The sequence below is a fragment of the Arachnia rubra genome (assembly GCF_019973735.1).
Taxonomy (GTDB): domain Bacteria; phylum Actinomycetota; class Actinomycetes; order Propionibacteriales; family Propionibacteriaceae; genus Arachnia; species Arachnia rubra.
The window spans coordinates 1-18,128 of the sequence record NZ_AP024463.1 but is presented as its reverse complement, the minus strand read 5'-3'; the positions used below and the strand labels follow the sequence as shown (position 1 = coordinate 18,128).

General features: G+C 63.8%; 10 protein-coding genes and 3 rRNA genes. 5 read left to right on the top strand and 8 right to left on the bottom strand.

The features are described 5' to 3' along the window. Positions 1-100: 100 nt before the first annotated feature. Positions 101-703: a mycothiol-dependent nitroreductase Rv2466c family protein gene (locus tag SK1NUM_RS00065; RefSeq protein WP_212323820.1), complete on the bottom strand. Its 603-nt coding sequence runs from the start codon at positions 701-703 to the stop codon at positions 101-103. A 159-nt stretch (positions 704-862) separates the two neighbouring features. On the opposite strand from SK1NUM_RS00065, the gene SK1NUM_RS00060 reads away from it, so the two are divergent. From SK1NUM_RS00060 to SK1NUM_RS00050, 3 genes are read left to right on the top strand one after another with little or no spacing between them, the layout of a single operon-like run. Then, entirely contained in the window at positions 863-1,435 is a 573-nt protein-coding gene (locus SK1NUM_RS00060) for an ECF transporter S component (RefSeq protein ID WP_212323819.1), read from the top strand. Further along, positions 1,432-2,181: an AIR synthase related protein gene (locus SK1NUM_RS00055; protein WP_212323818.1), complete on the top strand. Its 750-nt coding sequence runs from the start codon at positions 1,432-1,434 to the stop codon at positions 2,179-2,181. The genes SK1NUM_RS00060 and SK1NUM_RS00055 overlap by 4 nt, the downstream gene beginning before the upstream one ends. Then, the gene (locus tag SK1NUM_RS00050) at positions 2,178-4,541 is read left to right on the top strand and encodes an energy-coupling factor transporter ATPase (protein WP_212323817.1); all 2,364 of its coding nucleotides are present in this window, start codon (positions 2,178-2,180) and stop codon (positions 4,539-4,541) included. Before SK1NUM_RS00055 ends, SK1NUM_RS00050 begins: the two co-directional genes overlap by 4 nt. A gap of 42 nt (positions 4,542-4,583) precedes the next feature. Here the strand turns inward: SK1NUM_RS00050 and SK1NUM_RS00045 are convergent, their stop codons facing one another. The 3 genes from SK1NUM_RS00045 to SK1NUM_RS00035 are packed head-to-tail and all read right to left on the bottom strand — an operon-like array spanning position 4,584 to position 6,391. Continuing rightward, complete coding sequence (locus SK1NUM_RS00045; protein ID WP_212323816.1) at positions 4,584-5,366, bottom strand: HAD-IIA family hydrolase; 783 nt, start codon at positions 5,364-5,366, stop codon at positions 4,584-4,586. Between the two features lie 51 nt (positions 5,367-5,417). Further along, positions 5,418-5,990 carry a protoglobin domain-containing protein gene (locus SK1NUM_RS00040; RefSeq protein ID WP_223927656.1) on the bottom strand — a complete coding sequence of 191 codons (573 nt, stop codon included), beginning with the start codon at positions 5,988-5,990 and terminating at the stop codon, positions 5,418-5,420. Positions 5,991-6,001: 11 nt separating this feature from the next. Then, a complete protein-coding gene (locus tag SK1NUM_RS00035; protein WP_212323812.1) occupies positions 6,002-6,391 on the bottom strand; it encodes a roadblock/LC7 domain-containing protein in 390 nt (129 codons plus the stop codon). Positions 6,392-6,640: 249 nt separating this feature from the next. Between SK1NUM_RS00035 and SK1NUM_RS00030 the strand changes: the two genes are divergently transcribed. Then, entirely contained in the window at positions 6,641-7,363 is a 723-nt protein-coding gene (locus tag SK1NUM_RS00030; protein WP_212323811.1) for an OmpA family protein, read from the top strand. 2 nt (positions 7,364-7,365) lie between these two features. Next, on the top strand, positions 7,366-10,851 hold the full coding sequence (locus tag SK1NUM_RS00025; protein WP_212323809.1) for a hypothetical protein: 3,486 nt from the start codon (positions 7,366-7,368) through the stop codon (positions 10,849-10,851). Between the two features lie 53 nt (positions 10,852-10,904). On the opposite strand, the gene SK1NUM_RS00020 is transcribed toward SK1NUM_RS00025, so the two are convergent. The 4 genes from SK1NUM_RS00020 to SK1NUM_RS00005 form a co-directional block, all read right to left on the bottom strand. Beyond that, positions 10,905-11,711 carry a fructosamine kinase family protein gene (locus SK1NUM_RS00020; protein ID WP_212323807.1) on the bottom strand — a complete coding sequence of 269 codons (807 nt, stop codon included), beginning with the start codon at positions 11,709-11,711 and terminating at the stop codon, positions 10,905-10,907. A 1,028-nt stretch (positions 11,712-12,739) separates the two neighbouring features. Further along, positions 12,740-12,857 (bottom strand): 5S ribosomal RNA (gene rrf / locus SK1NUM_RS00015). Between the two features lie 125 nt (positions 12,858-12,982). Next, a 23S ribosomal RNA gene (locus SK1NUM_RS00010) occupies positions 12,983-16,089 on the bottom strand. A gap of 218 nt (positions 16,090-16,307) precedes the next feature. Beyond that, a 16S ribosomal RNA gene (locus SK1NUM_RS00005) occupies positions 16,308-17,832 on the bottom strand. Together the 16S, 23S and 5S rRNA genes form the textbook arrangement of a ribosomal RNA operon. Positions 17,833-18,128: the final 296 nt, after the last annotated feature.

The window sequence follows — 18,128 nt, the reverse complement described above, 5'->3', positions numbered from 1 at the left end:
GATACGCCTTGTCCTACATGTCCTACCTGGAGTCTCACTGGGATCGAGGACCGGCCGGGGTGGCCGGTCCTCTCGCCCGGGTAGGGAGCAGCGAAGCCCCTCAGTCGAAGATTGGTCCGACGTCACGGGACCGCTTCAGCTCGAAGAAGCCCGGGTAGGCCGTCACCTTGGCCACGCCGTCGAACAGCTCGCCCGCGGCCTCGCCCTTCGGGGCTGGCGAGATGACCGGGCCGAACAGGGCCATGCCGTTGATGCGGATGATCGGAGTGCCGACGTCCGTGCCGACGAGGTCCTGCGCCACCTTCTGGTAGGCGCGCAGGTCGGCGTCGAACTCGTCGGTGGTCACGCGCTGGGCGATGCCGGCATCGAGCCCGGCCTCCTGCAGGGCAGCAGCGATGGTTTCCACCGTGATGGGCTCGCCCTTCGGGTGCAGGCGGGTACCAAGGGCGGTGTAGAAGTCGCGGACCTGGTCGTGCCCGTAGAGTTTCATGACGGCCGCCGCGGCGCGGGAGGCGATGAGGGTCTCGTCGATGTGCGCCCGGTAGCCGGGGTCGAGGTCGCGCCCCTCGTTGAGGATGAACAGGCTCATGGGGTGGAAGACGGCCTTGACGTCCCGGACCTTCTCCACCTCCAGGATCCAGCGGGAGGTCATCCAGGCCCAGGGGCACGTCGGGTCGAACCAGAAATCAACTTGCGTGGTCATGCGCCCAATCCCACCACAGGGGTCAAGCCGCACTGCCCAGGCATCCTGGCCGGGGAGTGTCCTGGACCGTGGCGCGGCCCTCCGGGCAGCTTCCGGTACATTGCGGTGGTGGTCCGCGCGCCGGCGCGGCCCCACCAGCACCGATACGAGGAAAGTCACATGAGCGAGCAGCCCCCGGCCCCGCAGGACGAGGTCACCTTCTCCACCTCTGGCCCGCACGGGTTCCTCACCCCGCGCCGGGTGGCGCGGATCGCGATCCTGGTGGCGCTGTCGGGGGCTGGGGCCTTCATCAAGATCCCCAGCCCGACGGGCACCGTCGCGCTGGACTCAGCCCCCGGATACCTGGCCGCCGCCGTGTTCTCCCCGCTTGAGGGCGGCATCGTCGGGGCGCTCGGGCACCTGATCTCCGCAGCGACTGCTGGTCTCCCGCTGGGCCTGCCGGTCCACCTCATCGTCGCGGCCGAGATGTTCCTTTTCGCCTGGGTCTTCGGGTGGCTGAGCCGCCGCGTAGGCCTCCTGGCGGGTGGCGTGGCGGCGGCGCTGCTGAACGGCTTGCTGGCCCCGGCGATCCTGATCCCCGTCGGCGGCCTCGGAATGTACGTCGCGCAGGTGGTGCCGCTGCTCGCCGGGTCGGCCATCAACATCGTGGTGGCGGCAGTGGCCGGGGTCGCGCTGGCCGCGGCCGGGCTCGCCGACCATCCCGTCGGGATCACCGGTCCCGGGCGGCGATGACGAGCCCCGTGCGCCCCGTCCGCGACCTGCTGGTCATCGACGGCTCCCCGCGCCTGGTGGTCGCATGCGACTCGGTGGGCGGCATCGGCCCGCGCCCCGCCGATCCAGTGCGGGTGCCCGCGGAGCTGGTGGCGCACTTCGCGGCCCGGGTGCCGCTGCTGGAGGTGCTGTGTGCCGGGGCGCGTCCCGTCGCGCTGATCAACACCCTGTGCCACGACCTGGCCGACGCCGCGCCCTTCATCGACATGTTCCGGGAGGTCGCGGCTAACGTCGGCATCCCACCCGAGGCGGTGACGGGCAGCACCGAGGAGAACGTGCCGTCGCCAGCGACGGGGGTCGGGGTGACGGCCATCGGGACTGTCACCGGCGAGCTTCTGACCGCCGGCGGCCGGCCCGGCGACCTGGTGGTGTGCGCAGGCTGGCCGCGATCCGCCCCGCACGACGAGATCTTCATCGGCCACCCGGACATCGTGCCGCTACCCACCGTCCAGGACCTCGTCGGGAGCGGCCTGGTCCACGACGCCCTGCCGGTCGGGTCGCGGGGCATCGGCTACGAGACCGGGCAGCTCGCCTCCTCCGCGGGTCTTGGCCTTAACTGGCTGACCCATCCCCTGCCCCTCGACGCCTCCGGCGGCCCCGCGAGCTGCGTGCTGATCGCCTGCGACCCCAACTCCGCGGCGGACCTGCGGGGACTGGTCCCCGGGCACGTCCCCTGGCATCCGGTGGCGGAGCTGACGGCCCGGTGATCGAGGCCCGCCGGTTCGGTTTCTCCCACCGCGGCACCGGTCGGCGCCAGCTCCAGGACGTCACCTGCGAGATCCCCGCCGGGAGCCGGGTCGCGGTGATGGGCGCGACGGGGGCAGGCAAGTCGACTCTCGCGATGGCCCTGAACGGCCTGGTTCCCCACCACCACCCCGGCGACCTCTACGGGCAGCTGCGGGTGGCGGGCATGGCCACCCACGAGGCGTCGCTGCCCCAGCTGGTGCGCGTCGCCGGCCTGGTGTCACAGGATCCCCAGGCTCAGGTGATGGAGCGCCTGGTGCTCGACGACGCCGCCGCCGGTCCCGCGAACCTGGGCCTGCCGCGGGACGAGGTGATCTCGCGGGCGCGCCGGGCCCTGGCCGCAGTCGGCCTGGCGGACCTGGCCTGCCGCGAGACCACCACCCTGTCCGGCGGGCAGCTCCAGCGGCTCGCGATCGCCGGGGTCCTCGCGATGGAACCGCAGCTGCTGGTCCTCGACGAGCCGGCCTCGGCACTCGACCCGGAGGGCGCGGCGGCGGTCCGCAGCATCATACGAACCCTCAGCGACGCTGGCAATACGATAGTATTGGTGGAGCATGACCCGGACGCCGTCGCCACCTGGGCCGATCTGCTCCTGGTGCTGGCCGGCGGCCGGGTCAGCTACTTCGGCCCGCCAGGCCCCTTCCTCCGGGACGCGGAGCGCATGGCGGCGGCGGGGCTACGGCCGGCGGCCGGCCCCAGGCCCCGATCTCCTCAGGCCCCGCGCAGCACCCCGCCTCAGGCGTCCACCCGCACACCAGTCCTGGAGACGATCGCCCTGACCCACCGGTACCCCTCGGGGGCGCTGGCACTCGACAGCGTGGATCTCGCCATCTATCGCGGCGAGTTCGTCGCGCTGCTGGGCGGCAACGGTGCAGGCAAAAGCACTCTGGCCAGGCATTTCACCGGACTCCTGAGCCCCACTTCGGGAATGGTGCGGGTGAGCGGCAGTGACGCCGGGGGCCGCGACGCCGGTGACCTGGCGGGCGAGGTGGGGTTCGTCTTCCAGAATCCCGACCACCAGATCTTCGCGAACACCGTCTTCGACGAGGCCGCCTTCGGCCTGCGCAATACAAACGTATCTCAGGAGCAGGTGGCGGAACGCGTCGGGCGAGTGCTCGGCCAGGTGGGGCTGGGCGACGCCGCCGGGACCCATCCGCTGCGGCTCAGCCGGGCTGAGCGACAGCGGCTCGCGGTCGCGTCGGTGCTCGTCCGCGCCCCTGGGATCCTCATTCTCGACGAGCCCACCACCGGCCAGGACTGGCGGGACACGCAGGCGCTGATGGAGCTGGTCTCCGGCCTGCACCGGGCCGGTGCCACCGTCGTCCTGATCACCCACGACCTCCAGCTGGCCGCCCGGTATGCCACGCGCGCAGTGGTGCTCGACGAGGGCCGCCTGGCCCTGGATATCCCCATGACAAGGCTTTTCGACGACGAGGCCCGGCTCGCGGAGCTGCACCTGGCCTCCACCGGCAAGCCCGGCAGCCAGGCCCCGGATCCCGGCGAACCGCCAAAGACCACCGGCGAGCCCACACGGCCCCAGGGCCAGGCATCGCTGCTCAGCAGGGCCGACGTGCGGTCAAAGCTGCTGGCCCTAGCAGCCGTCGTGGCCGCGACCCTGCTGGCCTTAGATCCGCTGGCGAATCTCGTCCTGGCCGCGGTGACGGCCGGGGCTCTGGTGTCTTCCGGTGGTTCATCAGTGGGAGGCGGTTCCGGGACGGATGGGTTGCGGCGGCTCCGGGGCCTCCTGGCGCCGCTGTTGCCCGTGCTGTTCCTGGTATTCGCCTTCGCGGTCCTCGCCCCGCCGCCGGGGGCTGATCCGGACGTCGTGACCCGGCTGTGGCCCGGCGCGCTACCGGTGACCGCAGGCGGACTGCGCCACGCCGCGAACCTGGTGCTGCGGCTGGTGGCCATGGTGTGCGGGTCGGCGGCGGTGCTGGCGTCCACCCCCACCGAGCAGTTCACCACCCTGATGCGCACACTCCGGCTGCCGAACGCACTGGTGTTCATGTGCACGACGGCGCTGCGGTTCGTCCCGACGCTGCGGCAGCGTGCCCGTCAAATCACCGACGCGCAACAGGTCCGGGGCGCACGCATCAGCTCGGGTGGCCTCGTGCGCCGCATCAAGGCCCACGCCACGGTCATGATTCCGCTGCTGACCAGCGGAATCCGCATGTCAGAGGACCTGGCCGCCGCGATGGTATCCCGCGGCTACGGCATCACCCGGCACCCCACCCGCCTGCACGACCTGTCCTGGTCCTGGCGCGACACCCTCCTGGCGGCGGCCGCCATCGCGCTGCTGGCGGTCCCGCTCGTCACAGGTTGAAAAACTAGGGCACTTGAAAAACTGGGGTGTGAAGAGCCGGGGTCAGGACACCTCACCGACCAGCTCGTGCACGCCCGCGACGATCTCGCTGGGCCGGAAGGGAAACCTCTTGACGGACTCGCGGGTGGAGATCCCGGTGAGCACCAGGACTGTATGCAGCCCAGCCTCCATCCCGGCGACGATGTCGGTGTCCATCCGGTCGCCGATCATGCCCGTGTGCTCGCTGTGCACGCCGAGGCGGTTCAGGGCGGAGCGGAACATCATCGGGTTGGGTTTGCCCACCACGTAGGGCTTCCTCTGCGTGGCCTCGCTGATGAGGGCCGCGATGGCGCCGGTGGCGGGCAGCACCCCGTCGGTGCTCGGGCCGGTGGCGTCGGGGTTGGTGATGATGAACCGTGCCCCCGCGTCGATCAGCCGGATGGCGCGGGTGATGGACTCGAAGGAGTAGGTCCGGGTCTCCCCGATGACCACGAAGTCCGGGTTCCGGTCGGTGAGCACGAAACCAGCCTCGTGCAGCGCGGTGATGGTGCCGGCCTCGCCGATTACGTACACCGATGCGCCGGGTTGTTGCTGCTCCAGGAAGGTGGCCGTGGCCAGCGCTGAGGTCCAGATGTGGTCCTCCGGCACCACAAGCCCGGAGTCCCGCAGCCGCGCGGACAGGTCGCGGGGGGTGAAGGTCGAGTTGTTGGTGAGCACCAGGAACGGCGTCTCTGAGCGGGTCCACTGCTCGATCAGCTCCTGCGCCCCCGGGAGCGCCTGCTCCTCATGCACCAGGACACCGTCCATGTCGGTCAGCCAGGCATGCACATCGGATCGCACTCGCATGGCATCAAATTACCCCCTCGGCGCCGGCGGGGGAACCTTGGGCGGCGGCCCTCACGTCCCAAGCGTCCCAAGCTCAGCGCGGGCCTTCCCGAGCACGGCGGTGACCTCCTGGTCGCGCAGGCGGGTCAGCAGCGCCGCGGGTATGCCCGCCACCTCGTAGAGCGCGGCGCTGACGGCCTGCTCGTAGCTCCAGGCGACGACCGCGCGGACGGTGCCCGCGACCCTCCCGACGGCGGCGAGCAGCTCGCGGCGTTCCGCGTCGGAGGGCTGGAAGGACGCGGCCGCGTCGGCGACCAGCTGGACCACGTGGTCCGACATCGCCAGCATCATCGGGTTCGTGACCCCCTGGGTCACGTGCACGAGACCGGTGAAGGCCATCCGGGAGAAGTAGTCGTCGCCAAGTGGTCCGTCGATCGTCCGCCGCCACCAGCGCTCCAGGCTCTCCCGCGGCATCCCCGCCCCTGAGGTGAGCTGGGAGTAGAGAACCTCCTCGAAGGACTGCGCAACCGCGGGCCCGAGGGCCAGCAGCTCCTGGTGGTGGCGCTGGATGATCTCATGGTCGTCGTCGCGAAGACGCCGCTGCAACGGGATCTGGCTGATCGCCTCCTGCGCGATCTGAAGCATCGACTGCATACTCAGGCCCTGGTCAGCAGCTGTTTGATCTCCACCGCCGCCACCCGGGCCTCGACGCGCATCAGGCCGAGGTTGGCGTCTATCGGACCCTTCATCACCAGCACCGCGTCGTCGCCGGCGCCATAGACCACCAGGTATCCCTCCCTGCCGCGGATCACGGACTCCGCCAGCTCGCCCATGTTGGTGCGTTCCGTGATGCGCTTGCCGAGACCCAGGGCGGTGGCAGCCATGGCAGCGACGCGCTCCGCATCGGCCTCGGGAAAGTCGTGGGCGATGGCGAGACCGTCCTGCGAGGCGATCATGACGCCGTGGAGCTCGGGGATGGCACGCCTGATGGAACTGAGCACCAGCTGGAGGTCGCCGTGCTTGCTGCTGCCGTATTTTCCGTCCATTGCGCTTCCTTCCGGTTCTTCCGGCGTCGTTGGATATGTCACGCTAGAGCGCCTCCATGCTGAGTCCTTGGCTGATCACACTGGCGGACATGTTATCCCCTTTGTGGCTCTTCCCTCGAAGTGGAATACTAGATGATTCCAGACGAAAGTTAGTGTGCGACCAGAAAAACGTTCAGCGAAACTGCCTTGGATACCTAAGATGAGGCGACAAGGGATTAAGGTCGGGTCCGCAAGAGCATCGGAGGTGCCGTGAAGGGAACTGTAGTGGCCGTGGCCGCAGGATTGACCGCGCTCGTGGCCATCAGCGCCGTGGGAGGCACTCTGCTGGTGGAGCACACACTCACTCAGGAGGCCAGCCGGGTCCTGGCCGCCGAGGGCGTGGACGCCACCGTCACCTTCTCAGGTCTCAGCGCCACCGTCGCCTCCAGCAACCAGGAACAGCTGAGAAAGGCAGTGAACCTGGTGCTCGACGTACCAGGAGTGGTCCGGGTCGAGGCAGACGCGGCCTCACTGCCCGCGGCGTCGCCCTCACAGAGCACCCCGGCGCCCACGCCAACCACCGCAGACACCCCGGAAGCGACGGCGTCACCGACCCCGTCGCCCAGTCCCTCGCCGACCCCGACCACCGGCGAGATGCCCAACCCGGTGGTGCATTTCGAGGGTGGGGAGGCCGATGTCCCATCTGGTCAGCGCTCCAAAATTGTTGAGCTGGCACTCTGGCTCCAGGCCAATCCGGATGTCACCATTGAGGTCGACGGGCATACCGACAATGGCCGCTCCCCGGCTTTCCGTAAAGAGCTGTCAGAAAAACGCGCTCAGCGTGTGGTCGATGCCCTCGTCGCAGCGGGGGCCAATCGCGATCAATTGGTGCCCGTCGGGAAAGCCGACACAGAGCCGACACAATCAAATGCAACAGAAGAAGGCCAGGAAGCGAACCGGCGAGTGACGTTCGTGCGTCGAGGGGAAAGGTGATCATGAACGGACATATTTCGCTAATTATTCAGCTGGCGGCAATACTGCTCGTATGCACGGGTTTGGCTTTGTTCCTGGGCTGGATGCTCGGAAAACGCTCCGCCCGGGCAAAAGCAGCCAAGGCAGCCGCTGAGGCGGCGACACCATCCACCGCCGCGCCGGGGGCCGCCGGCTCACAGCCGGAATCGCTCGCCGCCCGCAAGCTGGAGGAACAGGAGTCTCCGCTCACCGCGACCCAGACGGCCCCCCTCATGGTGGCCGCCACGCCGGGAGCCCAGCCAGTGGCTGAGGCGCAGGAGATGGCGCCGCAGTCGAACTCGTCGCCCTTCGCGCCTGATCCGGCGCTGTACACCGCCCCGGCCACATCAGCCGATCCGGCGGCAGCGCCCCAGGCCGTCCCGGCGAGGTCGATGCCGGATCCCCTGAGCGATGACACCATCTCGGGTGAGCCGGACGAGCTATCGCCGGCGGCTCAGGACATCGCAGCCCCCGTGGCGGCCAGGGCAGAGGACGCAGAGGACAACGCCCAGCGGCCCGACTATCTGAACGACCAGACCGTCTCGGACGAGTCCACCATCGAGACGCATATGATCCCGCGGATCATCAACGACACCCCGGCTCCAACTCCCCAGCCTGCCCTGGACTCGCGGCTGCTGGAGGCGCAGTCGCGGGCCAACGAGGCCGAAGCTCGGGTCCGTGAGGCCGAGGCGAAACTTGAGGAAGCGAACCAGCGCGCCCACGAGGCCGAGGCGAAGGCCGAGGAAGCTAGTCAGCGCGTCACCCAGGCCGAGGAGCGTCTCACCCAGGCCGAGGCGAAGGCCGAAGAGGCCGGTCAGCGCTTCTCGGAGGCAGAGAGCCGGGCTGCCGAGGCCAGCCAGATCGCCCGCGAAGCCGAGGACCGCGCCACCCAAGCCGAGGCGAAGGCCCAGGAGGCCGAACAGCACATCACCAGGGCGGAGGAAGCCCACCGCCAGGTCGTCGAGCTTGAGGAGCAGATCAACAAGCAGGAAATCGACATGGCCCGTCTGGAGAACCGCGCCACCGCGGCCTGGGACAAGACGATGCCGGGTCTTTTCGACCGGATTGAATCCCTGGAGGACGAGCTCTCGCAGGCCCGCCGCGAAACCGCAGAACTCCAGGCGCTACTTGACGCCGAGCACGAAGAACGCCAGGCCCGAATCGATGCCGAGCGTGAGCAGGCCAAAGCCGGCACGACGCCGGAGGCCGGGGAATCCGCGCCCGAGGAGCAGGCCGGGGATACCGCGCAGGAGAGCGTCCCAGAAACCAGCGCAGTCATCAAGGAAGAGCCTTGGCAGGCAATCGGCAGCGGAACCGAAATGCCGATCACAGCCGACGAGCATGCACCCGAACCACAGACTCAAGACACCGAGGACACCGCACAGGAGAGCGTCCCAGAGACCACCACAGTCATCAAAGAGGAACCCTGGCAGGCAATCGGCAGCGAAAACGAGGCTGCTGACATGCCGATCGGATCCGCCTCCGATGCTCTCCCGGGCACGCAGCAGGAGGAACAGCGGGAGCAGGCTGCGCAGGAGGCACCCGCCCAGCAGGACGAGGCTCCCGAGCCTGAGGCTCCGGAGGAGACCGAGGAATCCAGGACAGCTGCTGAGGATTCCAGGAATTCCGAGAGGCAGAAGTCCGCGGAAGAGAAACCAGAAGTCCCCGACACCGCCGAGGAGTCAGGCGAAATCATCACCGGCCAGGATTCCGGTGAGTCCGAGAAGACCGATGTGACCGGCCTCAGGGAATCGGGAACGAAGGATTCTGAGGCTGAGAAACCCGAGGCTGCCGAATCCGGGAAATCTGATTCAGGGGAGACTGAGAAAGCCGAGGCGGCCAGGGACGAAAACCGCGAGGACAAAGACAGCGCAGAGCTTGAGGACACCGAGTCTGAAGGCTCCGGGACTGGCGTCGTGGAATCCGAGGCAGCCCCGGCCGGACAGCATGAGGACGGGGAAACCAGCCACGCCGAAAAGCCCGAGGCGGCCCCATGTGAGGAAGCAGGGGTAGGCGATCTCGAAACTGCTGAGAAAGCCGAGGAAAACAGCCCCGAAAACACTGGAGCAGAGACCACCGGGAACGAGGTGGCTAAGGAGGGCGGCGAGCAGCAGGCTGCACCGTCACCCGAGGAGGCACCCGCCAAGGCGGTCGCCAATGCACAGGCCGTGCAGAAGCGAGCCAAGGACACCGCCGGGCAGCCGGACAGCATCACAGAGCACGACGCCAGCCAACGCGCGGAGAACGCGGAGAACACCGGCAAGGCGGACGCTGCCACGTCGTCCGCCGATCCCAGGCCTGATGAGCACCAGGACGCAGCAGCGGCCCCGGAGACCGAGGAGCCCAAGACCGGAGAGCAGTCCGTCCCCACAGCCCCTGCCGGACCTGAGGACGTGGTCACGACAGCAGAACCCGCGGATCCCACAGAATTTGGGGAATCCGGGGATCCTGGGGAATCGGCCGCTGAGGAGGCCGGACAGGCGGAGAAGACCGGGCAGGCGGCCCCCGGCGTCAAGCGCCCAACCCACGAGATCCCGGCGGTGACCCACCAGGACCCGGCTGGCCCGAGACCTGAGGAACAGACCGGGCCTCGCCTGGTGCCTTTAATCCCGGAGCCCGTCTTCACCGAGTTCTCAGAGTTCGTGGCACAGCGGGCCGAGTACCGGGAGGCCGCAGAGGCGGCGGCCGCTCGCGAGGAGGAAACCCGCGAGCATGTCTTCCCGGATTTCGAGGAGCAGACCGAGACCCGCCTGATTCCCGCGATCAAGGACCCCGGCGAGGCCCCCGAGACGCCGCGGAAGGTTGCTCCACCGGTCGCGATCTACGAGGCGGCACACCGCACCGCGGAGCCCACTGAGCTGGCAGCCGACCCCCTCAAACCCTCACCGGCTGTGAATGGTGCGCAGCCCATGGCCCACTACACCCCTTTGACGGCGGTGTTCCGTGACCTGGCGCCCCGCACCGCTCCCATCGCCGAACCCGAGATGGAGCACCACATCCCCACCAGTGAGGTGTACCCCGTGGTGACTCACAACGAGTCGACCACCGCGCGCACTGCCCCACCATCTGCCGACGAGGCCGCGGAACACCACGACCCCGCCCGCCCCGGGTCATGGGCCGGCAGCCCCGTGCCCCATGCGACACCTCATTTCATTGATGCAGGCGAGCCGCTTCCGGCAGAACTGAACGACGAAACCGAGGTCGACGAGCCATCCGCGGCAGAGCAAACTCTGAGGCTGGACATGCATGCCGGACACCTGGCCACTGCCGCCCGCCTGAGAATGCCGGAGCAGCGTGACGGGGTGATGCGCAGTCCCCTTGAGCCGAGGAACCAGCAGCTCTCGATCAGTCTCGAAGACGACTACACCGACGTCGACCCCATCGACGACAACATCGCCGTCATGGACCCAGATGACGATTATCCCGCCAGCGTACGCATCCCCCCTGAGGATTATCCTCAGGCCCGGTGATCACGCCCCCTCCCGCGGGTCGGCTGACCCGCGGGAGTCACGACTGTGAGCGATCAGCTCGCGAGATCGCGTCTGTTCCGCTCTGCGTCGCCACGCAGGCGACGAGCCAGGGTGAGTGCCTGGTGCACGTAGTTGCCGGCGTAAAGGGCCGCATGCACCAGGATCATGTGGAACTGGTGCACCGCGATCCGCTGCCGCCACCCGTCGGCCAGGGGACTGACCTCCTGATACCCGGCGATGATGGCGTCCAGGTTCGAGGCGCCGAAGAGAGCCAGCTCAGCCAGGTCGGTCTCAGCATGCCCGCCGTGAGCTGACGGATCGATCAGCGTTCCCCTAGTGCCGGTAGGTGTGACCGCCCACATCACATTCCCCGCCCAAAGGTCACCGTGGATCCTGGCGACGTCTCCGACCAGCGCCGGCTGCGGGGCGTCGAAACGACCCTCCGCGACCAGGTCGATGGCGCGGTGCAGCACCAGCCTGGCCTCGCGGGGCACATCGGCCAGCCGCAGGTAGGGACGGAGCCTGGCCTCGGCGTAAAACTCGCCCCAGCACTCCCAACGCGGGGTGGTGCTGACCGGCGCGGGAAGCTCCGCCAGGCGCGCATCCGTCTCTCTCAGCCCCGGTGGGGGCGCTCCCCAGTGCGGGGCGCCAGCGGCATGCGTGTAGGCGAGTCCGCGTCCGAAACGGGCGGCGTCCTCAATGTCGGGAATCCCAGGGGTGAGCCGGCGAGTCTCCAGCCACGACTGCCCACGGTTCACCACCTCAGCCACAGCAGCCCCCTTGGGGGCCTCTGCCAGCCAGAACAGACCTGTGACCTCCGTAGCGATGGCCGCTGGACTGCCGGTCTTGTGGAAGCTCATCGTCTCTCCTCGTCAAAGTGGCGAAGCTCAGGCTCCCCGGCCCCCCACGCCAAGAGATCGCCCGCTTTCAGCGCGCGAAGCAATGCTATCGATGCGGCACCCTCCCCAGGGCCAGAGACCAAATCCATACGAGGCTCCCTTGCCTAACCGCGTCCCAGACATCCTGTATGCCTGGGCTTTAAGTCTATAGAGGTTTTCAGGAGATTCCATCCCTTTTGGGTATGTAGTTTACAAGATCCAGGCTTACAGGATCCCGGCATCGGGTCAGCCATGGTCAGAGGCAGCACGGCAGGAAATCAGGCGGCGGCGGTGGTATGCCTGCCCAGGATGTCGGCCTCACGACGAATGCAAACCAAGGCGGGAAGCAACCCCACCGGATACAGGCTGTGTAGACACCAGGCAAAACACGACCCAGGCCATCGCGTGCACAGTCCCAGGCTGTCCAGCGGCTTCACAGAAGCATCCGAACACGCACGCACCGACGCCGCGATCAAGCTCCCCGACCCCAGGATGAGATACAGGCTAGGACCGGCGACAAATAGGCGGTTTCTGCCGTGACGAGACTCGTTGTCAACGCCAAGTTGTCCGTGCTTGTGACAATCCCCTAAGTCCAAGACTCCTGCGCCGCCGAGAACTGCCTTGCCGCAGCAGGCTACCCACTGCTCGTCGAGTCTCCGCCGTCAGGGCTGAGAGATCTAGTGAAGGATCGAGGCGCAGACCCCAGCCAGGAGTCGTCTTTGATGTACGATGCGCTGCTCGCGGTTTTGCCGAAGCCTGAATTGTGGTGGCGTCTGGATGTTCCGGGAGGGTTATTTATGAATCGCTCCATCCGCGACATCTCCCCTTGTCAGCCGTAGGTTGCAAGGACTCAGCAGCATTGCTGAATAAGCCTCCGGGTCCTGGCGGGTGAGGGTTCGTGAGACTATTTCTTGGCCCTAGATTTTGGTCATAAGCCTCATAGAAATGAGAAGCGGTCCCCATACCCGGAGGTATGGGGACCGCTTCGATGAAATTTTGTGGTTGTGGTTGTTCGGCGGTGTCTTACTCTCCCACACACTGGCGTGTGCAGTACCATCAGCGCTGAAAGGCTTAACTTCCGGGTTCGGGATGGGTCCGGGTGTTTCCCTGTTCGCTATGACCACCGTCACAAACCGGCAACCAAGTCTATAGTGTGAAGTTGTAGCCCCCCTGCCTTTTTGGGTTGGGGGTGGTGTGTTTCTTGGGATACCTTATAGTGGATGCGGTTAGTGCACAGTTGTGGGTGTGTGTTGTGTGGTAAGCCCTCGGCCTATTAGTATCGGTCAGCTTCACGTATTACTACGCTTCCACGTCCGACCTATCGACCCCATGGTCTGTGGGGGGCCTTACCAGATTGTTTCTGTGGGAGCCCTCATCTTGAAGCGTGCTTCCCGCTTAGATGCTTTCAGCGGTTATCACTTCCCAACGTAGCTAACCAGCAGTGCTCCTGGTGGAACAACTGGCACACCAGAGGTTAGTCCGTCCCGGTCCTCTCGTACTAGAGACAGCCCTTCTCAAGACTCCTACGCGCGCAGCGGATAGGGACCGAACTGTCTCACGACGTTCTAAACCCAGCTCGCGTGCCGCTTTAATGGGCGAACAGCCCAACCCTTGGGACCGACTCCAGCCCCAGGATGCGACGAGCCGACATCGAGGTGCCAAACCATGCCGTCGCTATGGACGCTCGGGCAAGATCAGCCTGTTATCCCCGGGGTACCTTTTATCCGTTGAGTCCTGGCGCTTCCATCCGCTACCAGAAGATCACTAGTCCCGACTTTCGTCCCTGCTCGACCCGTCAGTCTCACAGTCAAGCTCCCTTGTGCACTTACACTCAACACCTGATTGCCAACCAGGCTGAGGGAACCTTTGGGCGCCTCCGTTACCTTTTAGGAGGCGACCGCCCCAGTCAAACTACCCATCAGGCACTGTCCCTGAACCAGATCATGGCCCTAGGTTAGATAACCAGAGTAACCAGAGTGGTATTTCAACGACGACTCCACCAGAACTAGCGTCCCAGCTTCACAGTCTCCCACCTATCCTACACAAGTCACACCGATCACCAATACCAAACTATAGTAAAGGTCCCGGGGTCTTTCCGTCCTGCTGCGCGTAACGAGCATCTTTACTCGTAATGCAATTTCACCGAGTTCGTGGTGGAGACAGCGCCCAAATCGTTACTCCATTCGTGCAGGTCGGAACTTACCCGACAAGGAATTTCGCTACCTTAGGATGGTTATAGTTACCACCGCCGTTTACTGGGGCTTAAGTTCACCGCTTCACCACACACAGTGGCTGACAGTTCCCCTTAACCTTCCAGCACCGGGCAGGAGTCAGTCCGTATACATCCTCTTACAAGTTGGCACGGACCTGTGTTTTTAGTAAACAGTCGCTTGGGCCTGGTCTCTGCGACCCTCAACGCTTTCAACGCAAATAGTCTAATACGCTTCAGGTCCCCCTTATCCCGAAGTTACGGGGGTATTTTGCCGAGTTCCTTCACCACGATTCACTCGATCGCCTTAGTATTCTCTACTTATCCACCTGTGTCGGTTTAGGGTACGGGCGGCTCACAACTCGCTAACGAAGCTTTTCTAGGCAGCATAGGATCACTCAACCCAACCCCTCAAAGGGGCTAGGCCCATCATGTCTCAGGCACCCAGGATGCGGATTTACCTACACCCCGCCCTACACACTTAGCCTCAGATCAACCAAAACCAAGGATGAGCTACCTTCCTGCGTCCCTCCGCAGCTTGCCTACTACACAATCGGATCACAGACTCAACCATGACCTGCCCCGAAAGACAAACCACAGCCTCGCATGCTTAGCATCATGCGCCCCGGCACGGACGTTGCTCCGCCGGTACGGGAATATCAACCCGTTATCCATCGACTACGCCTGTCGGCCTCGCCTTAGGCCCCGACTAACCCAGGGCAGATTAACTTGACCCTGGAACCCTTAGATATTCGGCGGACGGGTTTCCCACCCGTCATTCGCTACTCATGCCTGCATTCTCACTCGCATGCACTCCACCACAGGTCACCCCGCAACTTCACCACACACACGACGCTCCCCTACCCACCCACACAACAGTGCAGGCGCCACAGCTTCGGCGGATAACTTAAGCCCCGCTACATTGTCGGCGCAGAATCACTTGACCAGTGAGCTATTACGCACTCTTTCAAGGATGGCTGCTTCCAAGCCAACCTCCTGGTTGTCAACGCAACTCCACATCCTTTTCCACTTAGTCACCACTTAGGGGCCTTAGCTGATGATCTGGGCTGTTTCCCTCTCGACTATGAAGCTTATCCCCCACAGTCTCACTGCCACGCTCTCACTTACCGGCATTCGGAGTTTGGCTGATTTCGGTAAGCTTGTAGGCCCCCTAGACCATCCAGTGCTCTACCTCCGGCAAGAAACACGCAACGCTGCACCTAAATGCATTTCGGGGAGAACCAGCTATCACGGAGTTTGATTGGCCTTTCACCCCTATCCACAGCTCATCCCCTCCATTTTCAACTGAAGTGGGTTCGGGCCTCCACGAAGTCTTACCTTCGCTTCACCCTGGCCATGGATAGATCACCCCGCTTCGGGTCTAGAACACGCGACTCAACGCCCTCTTAGGACTCGCTTTCGCTACGACTACCCCACACAGGTTAACCTCGCCACGCATCACTAACTCGCAGGCTCATTCTTCAAAAGGCACGCCGTCACCCCCCACACACAGCAGAAGGCTCCGACGGATTGTATGCGACCGGTTTCAGGTACTATTTCACTCCCCTCCCGGGGTACTTTTCACCATTCCCTCACGGTACTCATCCACTATCGGTCACCAAGGAGTATTTAGGCTTAGCAGATGGTCCTGCCAGATTCACACGAAATTCCACGAGTCCCGTGCTACTTGGGAAAATATTGCAATGAAGTGGCAGACATACGCCTACGGGAGTATCACCCACTACGCTCAGGCTTTCCAACCTGTTCAACTTCACCCACCATTTATCACTCCACGACCCGTCAACAGCCAGGCCACACAACATCCCACAACCCCCACACCGCAACACCTGTCAGCTATCACACGGTATAGGTTTAGCCTCATCCACTTTCGCTCGCCACTACTCACGGAATCACTATTGTTTTCTCTTCCTACGGGTACTAAGATGTTTCACTTCCCCGCGTTCCCTCCAACTACCCTATACATTCAGGCAGAAGTCACCGGACATAACTCCGGACATTCAAGGTTACCCCATTCGGACATCCCAGGATCACAGCTCGTTTACCAACTCCCCTAGGCTTATCGCAGGTTACAACGTCCTTCATCGGCTCTTGGTGCCAAGGCATCCACCGATCGCACTTAGTAGCTTGCCAAACACAACACAAATTCTACAAAGATGCTCGCATCCACTATAAAGTTCTCAAGAAACACACCTCAAGAAGCCAGCACTACAGCATCGACCCCTCAAAACCCAACAACGTGCCCCCGCCCTGAAGAAAACCCACAACCAGAAAATCCCTCCAAGACAACAAGTCAATGTTCCACCCAACACCACAACACAAACACGTTGCAGCACACAAAAACTCCTTAGAAAGGAGGTGATCCAGCCGCACCTTCCGGTACGGCTACCTTGTTACGACTTAGTCCTAATCACCAGTCCCACCTTCGACAGCTCCCTCCCAAAAAGGGTTAGGCCACCGGCTTCGGGTGTTACCGACTTTCATGACTTGACGGGCGGTGTGTACAAGCCCCGGGAACGTATTCACCGCAGCGTTGCTGATCTGCGATTACTAGCGACTCCGACTTCATGGGGTCGAGTTGCAGACCCCAATCCGAACTGAGACCGGCTTTCCGAGATTCGCTCACCCTCACAGGCTCGCAGCTCTTTGTACCGGCCATTGTAGCATGCGTGAAGCCCTGGACATAAGGGGCATGATGACTTGACGTCATCCCCACCTTCCTCCGAGTTGACCCCGGCGGTCTCCAATGAGTCCCCGGCATAACCCGCTGGCAACATTGGACGAGGGTTGCGCTCGTTGCGGGACTTAACCCAACATCTCACGACACGAGCTGACGACAGCCATGCACCACCTGTAAACCGACCCAAAAAGGCACGCCCATCTCTGAACGCTCCCGGCATATGTCAAACCCAGGTAAGGTTCTTCGCGTTGCATCGAATTAATCCGCATGCTCCGCCGCTTGTGCGGGGCCCCGTCAATTCCTTTGAGTTTTAGCCTTGCGGCCGTACTCCCCAGGCGGGGTACTTAATGCGTTAGCTACGGCACGGAGAACGTGGAATGTCCCCCACACCTAGTACCCACCGTTTACGGCGTGGACTACCAGGGTATCTAAGCCTGTTCGCTCCCCACGCTTTCGCTTCTCAGCGTCAGGAAAGGTCCAGAGAACCGCCTTCGCCACCGGTGTTCCTCCTGATATCTGCGCATTCCACCGCTCCACCAGGAATTCCATTCTCCCCTACCTCCCTCAAGTCAGCCCGTATCGAAAGCAAGCTCAAAGTTAAGCTCCGAGTTTTCACTCCCGACGCGACAAACCGCCTACAAGCTCTTTACGCCCAATAAATCCGGACAACGCTCGCACCCTACGTATCACCGCGGCTGCTGGCACGTAGTTAGCCGGTGCTTCTTTACCCACTACCGTCACAAAAGCTTCGTCATGGATGAAAGCGATTTACAACCCGAAGGCCGTCATCCCGCACGCGGCGTTGCTGCATCAGACTTCCGTCCATTGTGCAATATTCCCCACTGCTGCCTCCCGTAGGAGTTTGGGCCGTATCTCAGTCCCAATGTGGCCGGTCGCCCTCTCAGGCCGGCTACCCGTCGAAGCCTTGGTAAGCCATCACCTCACCAACAAGCTGATAGGCCGCGAGCCCATCCCAAACCGCCGGAACTTTCAAACCACCACCATGCGGCAGCAGCTCATATCCAGTATTAGCAATCGTTTCCAACTGTTATCCCAAAGTCTGGGGCAGGTTACTCACGTGTTACTCACCCGTTCGCCACTCGTACACCCCAAAAAAAGGGGCCTTACCGTTCGACTTGCATGTGTTAAGCACGCCGCCAGCGTTCGTCCTGAGCCAGGATCAAACTCTCCGCTGAAAAAACAACACCCAGCAAAACCCAACCCACAACAGGCCAAACCCACCAGGCACCAAAAAATCAACAAAGAACCCAATCACCAACAAACCCCCAACACACAATCAGGGGCCATCAATCAAAGGAAAAAACAAGAAACAAACCCAAAAAAGGATCCATTCCCCAAAAACAACACCCACCAAAACAACACCCCACCACAAACCAGGCAGAGCATCACCCCAGCAGACACTGCAAAAAAAAATTGGCATTGACTTAAAGCACGCTGTTGAGTTCTCAAAATTCGAAACCAAAAACCGGCA

Bases quoted from the DNA above. Each gene is read 5' to 3' on its own strand.
- SK1NUM_RS00065 (WP_212323820.1), bottom strand. From the start codon at position 703: ATGACCACGCAAGTTGATTTCTGGTTCGACCCGACGTGCCCCTGGGCC.
- SK1NUM_RS00060 (WP_212323819.1), top strand. From the start codon at position 863: ATGAGCGAGCAGCCCCCGGCCCCGCAGGACGAGGTCACCTTCTCCACC.
- SK1NUM_RS00055 (WP_212323818.1), top strand. From the start codon at position 1,432: ATGACGAGCCCCGTGCGCCCCGTCCGCGACCTGCTGGTCATCGACGGC.
- SK1NUM_RS00045 (WP_212323816.1), bottom strand. From the start codon at position 5,366: ATGCGAGTGCGATCCGATGTGCATGCCTGGCTGACCGACATGGACGGT.
- SK1NUM_RS00040 (WP_223927656.1), bottom strand. From the start codon at position 5,990: ATGCTTCAGATCGCGCAGGAGGCGATCAGCCAGATCCCGTTGCAGCGG.
- SK1NUM_RS00035 (WP_212323812.1), bottom strand. From the start codon at position 6,391: ATGGACGGAAAATACGGCAGCAGCAAGCACGGCGACCTCCAGCTGGTG.
- SK1NUM_RS00025 (WP_212323809.1), top strand. From the start codon at position 7,366: ATGAACGGACATATTTCGCTAATTATTCAGCTGGCGGCAATACTGCTC.
- SK1NUM_RS00020 (WP_212323807.1), bottom strand. From the start codon at position 11,711: ATGAGCTTCCACAAGACCGGCAGTCCAGCGGCCATCGCTACGGAGGTC.